The organism is Modicisalibacter sp. (genome assembly GCF_055145905.1).
Genome location: NZ_JBSREH010000002.1, coordinates 132,958 through 147,041, shown reverse-complemented (window position 1 = coordinate 147,041; position 14,084 = coordinate 132,958). Strand labels below are relative to the sequence as shown.

Here is a 14,084-nt window from a genome sequence, read left to right as displayed (position 1 = left end):
GCGGCGTCACGGCGCAGTATAACGCGCCGGGTGCCCGGGGTTCAGGCGGTGACGGCCTGGTCGGCCGGCTGTTGGTCGACGGCGGCGAAGCGGTGCCAGCGGCGCGGTTCGACGAACAGGCGCCGGCCGCGCTGGATCGTCAGGTGTTCGAAGTCCGCGTGGCGCACGGTGGCCAGCCACGGCTCGGCGAGCCAGTCGGCCGCGAGTTCGACGCGCACCTCGGCGCCCACCGGCGCGACCGCGGTCACCTGCACCGGCAGGTGGGCGGTGGCGCTCGGCGCATCGCTCAGGTGCAGTTCATGGGGGCGCAGCAGCAGTTCATGCCGCCCGGGCGGCAGGTCGACCGCCAGTCGCGCGCTGCCGCAGGTCAGCTCGCCGTCGCGTACGTCGCCCTCCAGGCGATTGACGTCGCCGAGAAACTCGAAGACGAAGCGGTTGGCCGGGTGGCGATAGAGCGTTTCCGGCGTGTCGACCTGTTCGATGCGGCCATTGCTCATCACCACGACCCGATCGGAGAGCTCCAGTGCCTCTTCCTGGTCGTGGGTGACGAACACGCTGGTGAAGTTCAGCTCGTCGTGAAGATGGCGCAGCCAACGGCGCAGGTCCTGACGCACCTTGGCGTCCAGAGCGCCGAACGGCTCGTCGAGCAGCAGCACGTCGGGGCGCAGTGCCAGCGCGCGGGCCAGCGAGACCCGCTGCTGTTGGCCGCCGGAAAGCTGCGCGGGGTAGCGGTCGGCGAAGGCCTCGAGCTGCACCATCTCCAGCAGGCGGCGGGCGCGGGCCTGGATCTCGCCGCGACTCGGGCGTTCGCGCCGCGGCAGGGCGGTGAGGCCGAAGGCGACGTTGTCGAGTACGCTCATGTGGCGAAACAGCGCGTAGTGCTGGAAGACGAAGCCGATGCGCCGGTCACGCACGTGCACGTGGGTGACGTCGCGCTCGCCGAAATGAATACTGCCGCTGTCGGCCTGCTCGAGTCCGGCGATGATGCGCAGCAGGGTGGTCTTGCCGGAGCCGGAGGGTCCCAGCAGTCCCAGCAGCTCGCCGTCGGCCACCGTCAGGTCCAGCGGCTCGAGCGCGGTGGCCCGGCCGAAGCGCTTGGTGACGTTGCGCAGTTGGATGCTCATGAAAGCCTCTCCCGGCGCGTGGCGCGCCATTCCAGTGCCGCCTTGGCCGCGAGCGTCAGCAGGGCGATCAGCGCCAGCAGCGACGCGGCGGTGAAGGCGCCGACGGTGTTGTAGTCCTGGTACAGCAGTTCGACGTGCAGCGGCAGGGTGTTGGTCTCGCCGCGGATCGCCCCCGATACCACCGAGACCGCGCCGAATTCACCGACCGCCCGGGCATTGGTGAGGATCACCCCGTAGAGCAGTGCCCAGCGGATATTGGGCAGGGTCACGCGGCGAAAGATCGTCCAGCCCGAGGCGCCGAGCGTCACCGCGGCTTCTTCCTCGCGGGCGCCCTGGGCCTGCATCAGCGGAATCAGTTCGCGGGCCACGAACGGGCAGGTGACGAACAGCGTGACCAGCAGGATGCCCGGCCAGGCGAACATCAGCTGGATGTCGTGCGCGTCCAGCCAGCCGCCGATCCAGCCGTTGCGGCCGTAGAGCAGCAGGTAGACCAGCCCCGCGACCACCGGCGAGACGGCGAAGGGGATGTCGATCAGCGTCTGCAGCAGGCGGCGGCCGGGAAAGTCGAAGCGGGTCACCAGCCAGGCGAGGAACACCCCGAACACCAGATTGATCGGAATGGTCATCACGGTGATGAACAGCGTCAGGCGAATCGCGGCCAGGGTGTCGGGGTCGCTCAGGTTGGCCGCGAAGGTATCGACGCCCTCGGCGAAGGCCTGGGCGAAGATCGCCGCCAGCGGCAGCAGCAGGAAGAGTGCCGCGAGCAGCACGGCAACGGCGATCAGGGTGCGGCGCACGCCCGTGCGGTCTCCGATTCGTCGCATCAGGCGTTGCCTCCATGCAGGCGGCGCACGAACCGCCCCTGCCAGACGTTGAGTGCCAGCAGCAGGACCAGCGAGGTGGCGAGCACCACCGAGGCGATGGCCGAGGCGCCGGCGTAGTCATATTCCTGGAGCTTGACGAAGATCATCAGCGAGGTGATCTCGGTTTCGTAGGGCATGTTGCCGGCGATGAAGATCACCGCGCCGAACTCGCCCAGCGAGCGGACGAAGGCCAGCCCCGTGCCGGTGACCAGTGCCGGCCACAGATAGGGCAGGATGACCCGGCGGAACGCCAGGGTGTCGCTGGCGCCCAGGGCCAGGGCGGCCTCGTCGACCTCGGCGGGCAGGTCCTCGAGGACCGGCTGCACCGTTCTCACCACGAAGGGGATGCTGGTGAAGGCCATGGCCAGGGCGATGCCCACCCAGGTGTAGGCGACCTCGATGCCCAGTGGCGCGAGCAGCCGACCCATCCAGCCCTCGCCCGAGTAGAGCGTGGCCAGGGTGATGCCGGCGACCGCCGTGGGCAGCGCGAAGGGCAGGTCCATCAGCGCGTCCAGCAGACGCTTGCCGGGAAACTCGTAGCGCACCAGCACCCAGGCCAGCAGCAGGCCGAAGGCGGCGTTGATCAGCGAGGCGACGGCGGCGCCGCCCAGCGTGACCAGATAGCTCGCCACCATACGCGGGGCGCTGATGATGGCCCAGTACTCGGCCGGGCTGAGCTGCGAGAGCTGGCCGACCAGGCTGGTCAGCGGGAGCAGCAGGACCAGCGAGACGAACAGCAGCGTGACGCCCAGCGAGAGACCGAAGCCCGGCAGGACCCGCTTGGACGACGCGCCGCTCAGGGAGGCGAGCGTGTTCATCGGCGCTGCAGCTGATCCAGGATGCCGCCGCTTTCAAAGTGTGTCTTCATCGCCTGCGGCCAGCCGCCGAAGACGTCCTCGACGCGCAGCAGTTCGGTTTTCGGGAAGCGGTCGGCGAACTCGGCGCGTACCGTGTCGTTGTTGACCCGGTAGTTGAAGCCGGCCAGCAGTCGCTGGGCCTGTTCGGTATACAGGTAGCTCAGGTAGTCATGCGCCAGCTCGGTATTGCCGTTGCGCTCGGCGTACTCGTCGACCACCGCGACCGGGAACTCGGCGAGGATGCTTACCGGCGGCACGACCACGTCGTACTGGTCGTCGCCGTACTCCTGGCTGATGTTGTTGACCTCGGACTCGAAGCTGATCAGCACATCGCCGATGCCGCGCTCGACGAAGGTGGTGGTCGCGCCGCGGCCACCGGTGTCGAAGACCTTCACGTTATGCAGGAAGCGCTTCATGAAGTCGCGGATCTTCGCCTCGTCGCCGTCGAACGTCTTGTCGGCGTAGGCCCAGGCGGCTAGATAGGTGTAGCGGCCGTTGCCCGAAGTCTTGGGATTGGGGAAGACGATATCGACGTCATCGGCCACCAGATCATCCCAGCTGTCGATGTGCTTGGGGTTGCCCTCGCGCACCAGGAAGGCGGTGGTCGAGTAGTAGGGCGAGGCGTTGTTGGGGAACTGCTGTTGCCAGTCCTTGGCGACCAGGCCGGCATCGGCGAGCACGTTGACGTCGGTGACCTGGTTATAGGTGACCACGTCGGCCTTGAGCCCCTGCATGATGGCGCGGGCCTGCTTGGACGAACCGCCGTGTGACTGCTTCACCTCGACGGTTTCGTCGTGGTTGGCTTCCCACCAGTCGACGAACTTGGGATTGATCGTGGCGAACAGCTCGCGAGCGATGTCATAGGAGGAGTTGAGCAGCTCGCGGTCGGCCGCGAAGGCCGGCGAGGCGACGCCCCCGGCGAGTGTGGCGGTGATGGTGGCGGCCAGCAGGCCGCGACGCACTACGTTCGGTGTAAGCATGGTCGTTCCCTGAATAATTGGAGTTGCAGAAAGGCTAATCCAATCATTATGGAATGACAATTATGTCTTTTATTCTTTTTTTATCTATTTGTCGGCAGCTTCGATCTAGCGGGATGTGGGTGCGGTACGGCCGATCAGCCATAGCCCGATCACCGGGCCGGGCAGCAGCAGCCAGCCCAGCCAGGGGCCGAGCCGGGGCCACAGCGGCATCAGGGCCAGCAGCGAGAGTACCGAGATGCCGAAGCCGATGGCGTTCTGCAGCGTCAGGCCGGTGCCCAGCCGGGACGGCGGGCAGGCGCGGGCCGAGAGCGCCGAGAAGTGCGGCGAGTCGATGACCGCCAGGGCGCTCCACAGCCCGAGGAAAGCGACATGCCAGACTGGCGAAAGGCCTTCCAGCCAGGGGTAGAGAAGGGCGCAGAGGGCCGATCCGGCCAGCCCCAGCGCGGCGACGCGGCGGCTGCCGTGGCGCTGACTGAGCCAACCGCCCAGCCAGCAGGCGGGGCCGCCGATGGCGATCAGCGCGAAGCTGCCCAGGGCCAGCGTGACGGCATCGATGCCGGGCACGGCATGGGTCAGCAGCAGCGGGATCAGCGCCCACAGCGTATACAGCTCCCACATGTGGCCGAAATAGCCGCCGGCGGCGCGCCGGTAGCCGGGGATCCGGAACACGCTGACGTCGAGTGCGACACCCTGGCCGCGGGGGGCACGTCGGCCGGCGCGCATGGCATCGGGTTCGCCCAGGGTCAGGATCATGGCGCCGCCGCCGAGCGCCAGCAGGGAGGCGCCCCACACCGCGCTGGCCCAGGGCAGGTCGAGGCGGCCCAGCAGGCTCAGCCCGTGCAGGGCGTGGGGCAGGGCCGTACCCAGCACCAGCATGCCCACCAGCCAGGAGAGCGCCAGCCCGGCCCGCTCGGGCGCCCAGCCGACCATCAGCTTCATGCCGACGGGATAGATGCCGGCGAGGGCCATGCCGGTCAGCAGGCGCAGGCCGGTCGCCGGCCACAGGCCGCCGGCGAAGGGCAGCAGGGCATTGCTGGCGGCACCCAGCAGGCAGGCGGCGAGAAACAGTCGGCTGGCATCGACCCGGTCGGCCAGCCCGCTCAGGCCGATGCCCAGCGTGCCCAGCAAAAAACCGCCCTGCACGGCGCCGGTCAGCCAGCCCAGGTCGGCGGGCGACAGTGCCCAGGTCGCCTGCAGCGACTCGATCACTGCGTTGGGGGTGAACCACAGGGCGGTGCCGAACAGCTCGGCGATGGCGATCACGACGATGGGCATGGAAGGCTCCGTGCAGACCGGCGAAGGCTTCGATTGGCCCATGCCGGTGACGGGCTGTCGATGGCACATTAGTCGTGCCGGAGAGTGTGCCGGAATAAAGACGCCCCGGGAGGTACCGGGGCGGTGCGGGGACGCGCGGGGGTTACAGGCCCATCGCCGAGGAGGTCGAGCGCCGGGGGTCGGCGCCGCCGTAGAAGGTGCCGTCGTCGATCAGGATCGACTGTGCGGCGCCCATCGCGTCCTGCTGATGGACGGTGTGACCCATCGCCTCGAGCAGGGCGATGGTATCGGGGCTCACGCCCTGTTCGATGCGGATCTCGTCGGGCAGCCACTGGTGGTGGATGCGCGGCACGCTGACCGCGGTCTGGACGTTCATGTCGTGGTCGATGACGTTCATCAGCACCTGCAGCGTGGTGGTGATGATCCGCGAGCCGCCGGGGCTGCCGGTGATCAGGAAGTTGTGGCCATCCTTCTTGACGATGGTCGGGGTCATCGACGACAGCATGCGCTTGTTGGGCTCGACCTTGTTGGCCTCGCCGCCGATCAGGCCGTAGGCATTGGGCACGCCGGGCTTGGCCGAGAAGTCGTCCATCTCGTTGTTGAGCAGGAAGCCCGCGCCCTCGACCACGATGCCCGAGCCGTAGCTGAAGTTGATGGTGTAGGTGTTGGAAACCGCCAGGCCGTTGTCGTCGGCGATCGAGAAGTGGGTGGTCTCGTTGGATTCGTAGGGCAGGGGCTTGCCGGGGGCGATCTCGGTGCTGGGCGTGGCGCGGTCGCTGGGGATCTCGGCGCGCAGTTCATCGGCGTAGGCCTTGGAGGTCAGCCCCTCGAGCGGCACGTCGACGAAGTCGGTGTCGCCCAGGTACTTGGAGCGGTCGGCATAGGCGCGCTTCATGGCCTCGGCCATGACGTGGATGGTGTCGGCCGAGTTGAAGCCCATCTTGCCGATGTCGTAGCCCTCGAGGATGTTGAGCATCTGCACGATGTGCACGCCGCCGGAGGAGGGCGGGCTCATGGCGTAGACGTCGTAGCCGCGGTAGGTGCCGTGGCTGGGCTCGCGAATTGTCGGCTGATAGGCGGCGAGATCCTCGCGGGTCATCAGTCCGTCGTGATCCTGCATCTCGGCGGCAATCAGACGCGCCGTCTCGCCCTCGTAGAACTCGCGCGGGCCCTTGGCGGCGATGCGCTTCAGGGTGGCGGCAAGATCCGGCTGACGATAGACGTCGCCGACGTCGTAGTTACTGCCGTCGGGCTTGAAGAACTTGGCCCGGGTCGCCGGCCACTTCTCGAGGCGGTCGCGGGCCTGCTCGACGCCGTCGACGAAACGCTGCGGCAGTGGAAAGCCGTTCTCGGCCAGGTCGATCGCCGGCGCCAGGGCCTCGGCGAGACTCAGGGTGCCGTATTTGTCGAGCGCCAGCGCCAGCCCGGCCACCGTGCCGGGCACGCCGGAGGCGTTGTGGGTGAAGCGCGACAGCCTGGGCACCGCCTCGCCCGCGTCGTTCTGGAACATCGTCTCGTAGGCGGCGGAAGGCGCCTTCTCGCGATAGTCGATGGCGATCACCTTGCCGCTCTTCTCGTCGGAGATCAGCATGAAGCCTCCGCCGCCGATGTTGCCGGAGCGCGGCTGGGTGACTGCCAGCGCGAAGCCCGCAGTCACCGCGGCATCCACGGCGTTGCCGCCGTCGGCGAGTACGTCGTGGGCGACCTGCGAGGCGAGGAAGTGGCTGGTGGCGACCATGCCGTGGGTGCCGACCTCGGGGTGAAAGCGTTCGCCCTCGAGGATCGCGCGTGAATCGGCGAAGGTCAGCGGTACGCTGGTCACCAGGGTGGTGGCGATCAGCAGGCGAAAGGTGCGTCGCCACAGTCGGCGCGGGCGGGAACGGACGATCGGCATCGGGGGTCTCCCTGACGATTCTAATGGAAGGGTCGGTTTCACTATCGACGCCGATGCCGGAACCTGCAAACCCGGCGCCCACAATACCCCGTGCCGTGGGTTAGAATGGCGCTTTCGCCAACCCGACGAACGAGCCATGCCTGACGTGACCCACGACTTTCAGATCGCGCCCTCGATCCTTTCCGCCGACTTCGCCCGCCTGGGCCAGGAAGTGGAGGACGTGCTCGCCTCCGGCGCCGACATCGTCCACTTCGATGTCATGGATAACCACTACGTGCCCAACCTGACCATCGGGCCGATGGTCTGCGAGGCGCTGCGCAAGTACGGCGTGACCGCGCCCATCGACGCCCACCTGATGGTCAAGCCGGTGGATGACCTGATCCGCCAGTTCATCGATGCCGGGGCCACCTATATCACCTTCCATCCTGAAGCCTCCGAGCACATCGATCGCTCGTTGCAGCTGATCCGTGACGGCGGCTGCAAGGCCGGGCTGGTGTTCAATCCGGCCACGCCGCTGCACTACCTCGACTACGTGATGGACAAGCTCGACATGGTACTGCTGATGAGCGTCAACCCCGGCTTCGGCGGTCAGTCGTTCATTCCCGGTGCGCTCGACAAGCTGCGCGAGGCACGCCGGCGCATCGACGCCAGCGGTCGGCCGATCCGCCTGGAGATCGATGGCGGCGTCAAGGTCGACAACATCGCCGAGATCGCCCGTGCCGGGGCCGACACCTTCGTCGCCGGTTCGGCAATCTTCAAGGCGCGCAACCCCGACGAACCGCACCGTTACGATGGCGTGATGCGCGCGTTTCGCGACCAGCTCGCCCGGGTCTGAACGCCGATGGACGACGCCGAGCCGCTCGCGTCGGCCGGGGAACGCAGCGCGGCGCCATGCTGGCATCTGTACGTCGTCGAGACCGCCGCGGGAGCGCTGTATACCGGGATTTCGACGGATGTCGAGCGGCGCTTTCGCGAGCATCAGCACGGCCGGCGCGGCGCGCGGGCGCTGCGCGGCAAGGGGCCGCTCAGGCTGGTGTATCGTCAGGCTGTGGGTGGCCGGGGCGAGGCGCTGCGGCTCGAGGCCTGGCTCAAGCGCCAGAGCGCTCCGGCCAAGCGCGCCTGGCTGGCGGCCAGGCGCGAGGCGCGCAGCATCGACGAATCGCGCTCCGCGGGGCTCAGTGAAGCTTCATCTTGGGGCGCAGGAAGCGATTGAGACCATCCACCACCACGGTCATGCCGGTCTTGACGGTGCCGTGGATCGAGCGCTGGTGCATGCGGTACAGCGAGGCGTAGAACAGCTTGGCCAGCCGGCCCTCGACGAACAGGCTGCGTGCCGAGGCGCCACGCATCAGGCTGCCCACGGCGTCGAAGTGGGCCAGCGAGATCAGTGAGCCACGGTCGCGGAACACGAAGTCCTTGAGAGGCTTGCCGGCAAGTGACGCGAGCAGGTTGCGATAGAGCTGGCTGGCCTGCTGGTGAGCCGCCTGGGCGCGCGGCGGGACACGCTTGCCGTCGGCCTGGGGGCAGGCCGCGCAGTCGCCCATGGCGAAGATGTGCGGATCATCGACGCTCTGCAGGGTCGGCTCGACGCGGATCTGGTGGTTGCGCTCGGTGGCCAGGCCCAGTTTGGAGAGAAAAGCCGGCGCGCGGATGCCGGCCGCCCAGACGTTGAGCGCGGTCTGGATGCGTTCGCCGTCGGCGGTAACGAAGCCCGATTCGTCGGCACAGGTGACCCGGGTGTTGACGTGGATATGCACGCCGAGCTTTTCCAGTTCGCGGTGGACCGTGCGCCCGAAGCGCTCCGGCAGGGCTGGCAGGATGCGCGGTGCGGCCTCGATCAGATGGACGTCGAGCTTGCCGCTGTCGAGCGATGTGAAACCGTAGTTGTGCAGCATCTTGGAGGCATCGAAGAGCTCCGCGGCGAGCTCCACGCCGGTCGCCCCGGCGCCGACCAGGCCCACCGACAGCTTGGGATGGGTGCGTCGCTCGGGATCGCTGTAGCGCATGAAGGTCTTGAGCATGTCCTTGCGGAACGCCTCGGCCTGCTGCGGGCTGTCGAGAAAGTGGCAGTGCTCGGCGACGCCCGGGGTGCCGAAGTCGTTGGAGACGCTACCCAGGGCGAGCACCAGGTAGTCGTATTCGATCCGGCGTGCCGGCAGGACCACGCTGTCGTCGTCATCGAGGATCGGTGCCAGGGTAATGGTGCGCGCCTCGCGGTCCAGGTCGCTCAGGGTGCCGCGTTGAAAGCGATAACCGTGGGCCTTGGAGTGGCCCTGGTAGGAGACCTCGTCGAGGCCCGAGTCGAGCACGCCGGTGGCGACTTCGTGCAGCAGGGGTTTCCAGATGTGGGTGGGGTTGCGGTCGACGAGAACGATGTCCGCCTGTCGGCGCTTGCCGAGACGCCGGCCCAGCCGGGTTACCAGCTCCAGTCCGCCTGCGCCGCCGCCGACAACCACGATACGTGGTGTAGCCATGGGTTACTCCTGTAGGTGGGTATATCAAGCGAGAAAGCGGGGTCGCCAGGGTCAGGAGAACGGCTCGGGTCTCGGGCTGCGGCCGAGGGCGTACGCCTGGAAGCGGCGACGAATGGCCTCTAGGATAAGCCCATCGATGAAAGATTCCTACATCCTGTTGTGTCATGGGGTATGTTTTTTCGTAATATTACATGCGTTTCAGGGGTGAGTTGGACAGGAACCGCACGCAAGGGAGAGAAGCATGTCGCCACATCTGCAGGGTATCCAGCTGGTCGTTTTCGATCTGGATGGCACCCTGATCGATTCCGTACCGGACCTTGCCGCCGCCGTGGATGCGATGCTCGCCGATCTGGCGCTGGCGCCGGCGGGCGAGGCAAAGGTCCGGGACTGGGTCGGCAACGGCTCGCGCAAGCTGGTCGAGCGGGCGCTGTGCCATGCCCGGGGCGAGGAGAGTGTCGAGGCCGCGTGCCAGGAGGCGGCGCATGAACGTTTCCTGCGCCACTATGCGGCGGCGCCCTGTGCATGCACGCGTCTCTACCCCGGGGCACGCGAGGCGCTGGCGGGGCTGCAGGCTCGCGGGATCGCGTTGGCGCTGGTCACCAACAAGCCCGAGGCCTTTATCGAACCGATTCTTTCGGCGCTGTCGCTGCAGGAATGCTTCGCCATGACCGTCGGCGGTGATTCCCTGCCGCGCAAGAAGCCCGACCCGCTGCCGCTCGTGCATGTCGCCCAGCGGCTCGGCGTGGTCCCCGAGGCCGCGCTGATGGTCGGCGATTCGCGCCACGACGTGGAGGCCGGACGCCGCGCCGGGTTTCGCACACTGGCCGTGCCGTATGGCTACAATCATGGCGAGCCGGTGTCGCTGGCGGGCCCCGACGGCGAAGTTGAATCGCTGGCGGAACTCGTTTAGGGTGGCGGAGCGTCATGCTGAAGACTATCAGTGGCGCCCTGTCAATAAGATTCCGCAATCAACGGATTCCGATCATGTTGAAGTCTCGTCTGCCCTTGCGGGGAACGTTCACGCCCCGGCGCGTCCCTTTCATGCGCTCCTGCGGCTGGCGATGGTGAAGCGCGACCGCTCTTTCTGCCGTTCGCCCTGACGCCGTCCCTTTCGTTTCAAGGAATCGACGAGAATGATGACTCCGCAACGCTTTGCCGAGCTGGCCGCGGCCGGCTACAACCGTATTCCGGTCACCCGCGAGGTGCTGGCCGATCTTGACACGCCGCTGTCCACCTATCTCAAGCTCGCGGATGCGCCCTGGACCTTCCTGCTCGAATCGGTGCAGGGCGGCGAAAAGTGGGGGCGCTACTCGATCATCGGCCTTCCGTCGCGCGAGCGCATCGAGGTGCGGGGCCATGAGGTGCGCCACATCGTCGATGACGACTGCCTCGGGGCGAGCGAGGTGGCCGACCCGCTGGCCTGGATCGAGCAGTTCCAGGCACGCTTCAAGGTGCCGCGTGTGGACGATCAGCCGCGCTTCGATGGCGGGCTGGTCGGCTACTTCGGCTATGACACCATCCGCTACATCGAGCCGCGCCTGGACGGCGCCAATGTGGCGGCCAAGCCCGATCCGATCGGCGTGCCCGACATCCTGCTGATGGTCTGCGACGATCTGGTGGTGTTCGACAACCTGTCCGGCCGGCTTACCCTGTGGACCCATGTCGACCCGGCGCTGGAAGGCGCCTACGAGCACGCCTCCCAGCATCTCGAGTCGCTCGAGGTCCGCCTGCGCAGCGCGACGCTCAATACCGTCAGCCCGGGGACCGGCCGGGCGGCGGTGGAAGAGGGAGACTTCACTTCGGGCTTCACCGAAGACGGCTTCAAGGCCGCGGTGGAAACTATCAAGGAGTACATCAAGGCCGGCGATATCATGCAGTGCGTGCCCTCGCAGCGCATGTCGATTCCCTATCAGGCGCCGCCGCTGGATCTCTACCGCGCGCTGCGCAGCCTCAATCCGTCGCCCTACATGTTCTTCTTCAACCTCGGCGATCATCATGTGGTGGGCTCGTCGCCGGAGATCCTCACCCGGCTCGAGGAGGGCGAGGTTACCGTGCGGCCGATCGCCGGCACCCGCAAGCGCGGGCGCAACGAGGAGGAGGACCGCGCGCTCGAAGCCGACCTGCTGGCCGATCCCAAGGAGATTGCCGAGCATGTCATGCTGATCGACCTGGGGCGCAACGACGTCGGCCGCATCAGCGAGACCGGCTCGGTCACGGTCACCGACAACATGGCCGTGGAGCGCTACTCCCACGTCATGCACATCGTCTCCCAGGTCACCGGGCGGCTGAAGCCGGGAATGACCGCCATGGACGTGCTGCGCGCGACCTTCCCGGCGGGCACGCTGTCCGGGGCGCCGAAAATCCGCGCGCTGGAGATCATCGACGAGCTGGAGCCGGTCAAGCGCGGCGTCTACTCCGGCGCGGTGGGCTACCTGTCCTGGCACGGCAACATGGACACCGCCATCGCCATTCGCACCGCGGTGATCAAGGATGGTGAGCTGCATATCCAGGCGGGCGCCGGGATCGTCGCCGACTCCGACCCCGACAGCGAATGGCAGGAAACCCTCAACAAGGGGCGGGCGCTATTCCGCGCCGTGGCCATGGCCGAGCGCGGCCTCGACAACCTCTCTTGATCCCCACGTTCCACGCGACGGCATGGACCATGCCCCGTCTGCCTCGGCAGGCGGGGCGCGGGTGCTTGTTGTGTCATGTCTGCGGGCCGCCGGGCTTGCTTACATTGGTTAAGAAATAGTGCGTATTCCGGCTTAAGGTTCATGCGCTTCCGCCGATAAAGGGAAAAGCAGCCCTTTCCCATCCATGCGTGGCGGAGTAAGTCGAATGAGCAACCTTTCCATACGCCGGAGCCTGACACTCGCTCTGGCGGCCCTGGTGCTGATGATCGCCCTGATCAGCGCCGTGGGAATCTATTCGAACCAGACAGGCTCCCAGGCAGTCAACGAACTGTCGGATATCAACATCGAGCAGGCCAACACGATCAACCCACCCAGGTGAACCTGCTCAACGCCGAATCGGCCCTGAAGGCCTACGCGACGTTCAGTCGCCAGGGCAGTACTCAGGAAGCCCAGGCCAGCAAGGCCGAGGCTCAGGAGTATCTCGACCGCGCCCGGGAACGCTTTCAGCAGTTCCAGGCCGTCCCGCTGCAGGATGGCTCAAGACGCGCTCCCTACGTGAAGACGATCACCCAAGCCTATCAGGGGCTCGTCGATAACACGCTGCAGCCCCTGCTGGCGAATCCCAGTCCGGCTGCCGTTCAGGAGCAGACAGCTGCACTGAAGGATGCCTATGGTAGCTTCGATACCGCCGTGCGTGATTTCGTCCATTATATCGAGACTCGTGGTGATGAGCTGATTGCCGAAACCGCGCGGATGGGGCAGGTCGTCAATGCTCTCTCCGTCGGTCTTCTGGTCCTCGCGCTGGTGCTGGCGGTGCTGCTTCGGGTGGGCATGATCCGTATCGTCGTGCGGCCGCTGGACGAGGCGGTGGAGCACTTCGAGCGGATCGCCAAGGGGGATCTCACCGCCCGTATCAACGAGCGGGGCAACAACGAGATCGGAAAGCTGTTCGGTGCCCTCGGGCGCATGCAGCAGCGGCTCAAGGACGTGGTCACCTCGCTGCGCCAGAGCAGCGACAGCGTCTTTACCGGTGCCCGCGAGATCGCGGCAGGCAGTCAGGACCTGTCGTCGCGCACCGAGGAGCAGGCCTCGGCGATTCAGGAAACCGCCTCCAGCATGGAGGAGATGGCTTCGACCGTGCGCCAGAACACCGACTCGGCCGTCGAGGCGGACCGACTGTCCAGCCAGGCGTCGTCGACCGCCGAAAGCGGTGGCGAGGAGGTCCAGCGCACCGTCACGCTGATGCGCGAGATCGCCGAGAGTTCGAAGAAGATCAACGACATCATCGGCGTCATCGACTCCATTGCCTTCCAGACCAACATCCTGGCGCTCAACGCCTCGGTGGAGGCGGCCCGGGCCGGCGAGCAGGGGCGCGGCTTCGCCGTGGTCGCCAGCGAGGTGCGCTCCCTGGCCAGCCGCAGCGCGGATTCCGCCCGCGAGATCCGCGAGATGCTCGAGGCTTCCACGGCGCGTATCGAGAAGGGTGCCGAGCAGGCCGAGCGCAGCGGCGAGACCATCAATGAGACGGTCGAGGCGATTCGCCGGGTCTCGCACCTGATGAGCGAAATCTCCCATGCCACCCGGGAGCAGAACAGCGGCATCGAGCAGATCAACGTCGCCATCACCCAGATGGACTCGGCCACCCAGCAGAACGCCTCGCTGGTGGAGCAGTCGAGCGCCGCCGCCGCCTCGCTCGAGGAGCAGGCCGAGCAGCTGCTGTCGATCGTCGGCACCTTCCGTGTCGATGGCTCCGCCGCCTCCGGACAGGGAAGCGGCGTGGCACGCCTGCCGGCTTCCGGCGGCAAGGGACGTTCGGCAAGTGCCGGGCATGGCGGGCAGAGTGCCGGTCGTCGTCACGCCCACCAGGATACCGCGCCGGAGGATGACTGGAGCGAGTTCTGAGCCTTGCAGCCCGGCCCCGGCGCTGCCGGGGCCGGCTTGACAGCCATCGCCTGCCGCCACACTATAATCGCCATGAACACTC

13 protein-coding genes are annotated in these 14,084 nt (G+C 67.0%); 6 read left to right on the top strand and 7 right to left on the bottom strand.

Annotation, left to right across the window (positions count from 1 at the left end):
* Positions 1–41 precede the first annotated feature (41 nt).
* From ACTCB7_RS02555 to ggt, 6 genes are all read right to left on the bottom strand, one after another.
* On the bottom strand, positions 42–1,124 hold the full coding sequence (locus ACTCB7_RS02555) for a sulfate/molybdate ABC transporter ATP-binding protein (RefSeq protein WP_463005448.1): 1,083 nt from the start codon (positions 1,122–1,124) through the stop codon (positions 42–44).
* Complete coding sequence (gene cysW, locus ACTCB7_RS02550; protein ID WP_463005447.1) at positions 1,121–1,948, bottom strand: sulfate/thiosulfate ABC transporter permease CysW; 828 nt, start codon at positions 1,946–1,948, stop codon at positions 1,121–1,123. The genes ACTCB7_RS02555 and cysW overlap by 4 nt, the downstream gene beginning before the upstream one ends.
* A complete protein-coding gene (gene cysT, locus ACTCB7_RS02545) occupies positions 1,948–2,805 on the bottom strand; it encodes a sulfate ABC transporter permease subunit CysT (protein ID WP_463005446.1) in 858 nt (285 codons plus the stop codon). Before cysT ends, cysW begins: the two co-directional genes overlap by 1 nt.
* Complete coding sequence (gene cysP, locus ACTCB7_RS02540) at positions 2,802–3,824, bottom strand: thiosulfate ABC transporter substrate-binding protein CysP (RefSeq protein WP_463005445.1); 1,023 nt, start codon at positions 3,822–3,824, stop codon at positions 2,802–2,804. The genes cysT and cysP overlap by 4 nt, the downstream gene beginning before the upstream one ends.
* A gap of 105 nt (positions 3,825–3,929) precedes the next feature.
* Positions 3,930–5,099 carry an MFS transporter gene (locus ACTCB7_RS02535; protein WP_463005444.1) on the bottom strand — a complete coding sequence of 390 codons (1,170 nt, stop codon included), beginning with the start codon at positions 5,097–5,099 and terminating at the stop codon, positions 3,930–3,932.
* A 142-nt stretch (positions 5,100–5,241) separates the two neighbouring features.
* A complete protein-coding gene (ggt, locus tag ACTCB7_RS02530; protein ID WP_463005443.1) occupies positions 5,242–6,993 on the bottom strand; it encodes a gamma-glutamyltransferase in 1,752 nt (583 codons plus the stop codon).
* 136 nt (positions 6,994–7,129) lie between these two features.
* Here ggt and rpe point away from each other — a divergent pair, with 136 nt between their 5' ends.
* Both rpe and ACTCB7_RS02520 read left to right on the top strand, forming a co-directional pair.
* Entirely contained in the window at positions 7,130–7,828 is a 699-nt protein-coding gene (gene rpe, locus ACTCB7_RS02525; RefSeq protein WP_463005442.1) for a ribulose-phosphate 3-epimerase, read from the top strand.
* A 6-nt stretch (positions 7,829–7,834) separates the two neighbouring features.
* The gene (locus ACTCB7_RS02520) at positions 7,835–8,206 is read left to right on the top strand and encodes a GIY-YIG nuclease family protein (RefSeq protein ID WP_463005441.1); all 372 of its coding nucleotides are present in this window, start codon (positions 7,835–7,837) and stop codon (positions 8,204–8,206) included.
* On the opposite strand, the gene ACTCB7_RS02515 is transcribed toward ACTCB7_RS02520, so the two are convergent.
* Complete coding sequence (locus ACTCB7_RS02515) at positions 8,169–9,467, bottom strand: NAD(P)/FAD-dependent oxidoreductase (protein ID WP_463005440.1); 1,299 nt, start codon at positions 9,465–9,467, stop codon at positions 8,169–8,171. The genes ACTCB7_RS02520 and ACTCB7_RS02515 overlap by 38 nt on opposite strands.
* A gap of 241 nt (positions 9,468–9,708) precedes the next feature.
* On the opposite strand from ACTCB7_RS02515, the gene ACTCB7_RS02510 reads away from it, so the two are divergent.
* The 4 genes from ACTCB7_RS02510 to ACTCB7_RS02495 all read left to right on the top strand — a co-directional run bounded on the left by ACTCB7_RS02510 (position 9,709) and on the right by ACTCB7_RS02495 (position 14,002).
* Positions 9,709–10,377 (top strand): phosphoglycolate phosphatase, encoded by a 669-nt coding sequence (locus ACTCB7_RS02510; protein ID WP_463005439.1) that lies wholly within the window; start codon positions 9,709–9,711, stop codon positions 10,375–10,377.
* A gap of 226 nt (positions 10,378–10,603) precedes the next feature.
* Complete coding sequence (gene trpE, locus ACTCB7_RS02505; RefSeq protein WP_463005513.1) at positions 10,604–12,100, top strand: anthranilate synthase component I; 1,497 nt, start codon at positions 10,604–10,606, stop codon at positions 12,098–12,100.
* A 205-nt stretch (positions 12,101–12,305) separates the two neighbouring features.
* A complete protein-coding gene (locus ACTCB7_RS02500) occupies positions 12,306–12,479 on the top strand; it encodes a Tar ligand binding domain-containing protein (RefSeq protein WP_224421225.1) in 174 nt (57 codons plus the stop codon).
* Positions 12,476–14,002: a methyl-accepting chemotaxis protein gene (locus ACTCB7_RS02495; protein ID WP_463005438.1), complete on the top strand. Its 1,527-nt coding sequence runs from the start codon at positions 12,476–12,478 to the stop codon at positions 14,000–14,002. Before ACTCB7_RS02500 ends, ACTCB7_RS02495 begins: the two co-directional genes overlap by 4 nt.
* The last annotated feature ends 82 nt before the right edge of the window (positions 14,003–14,084 follow it).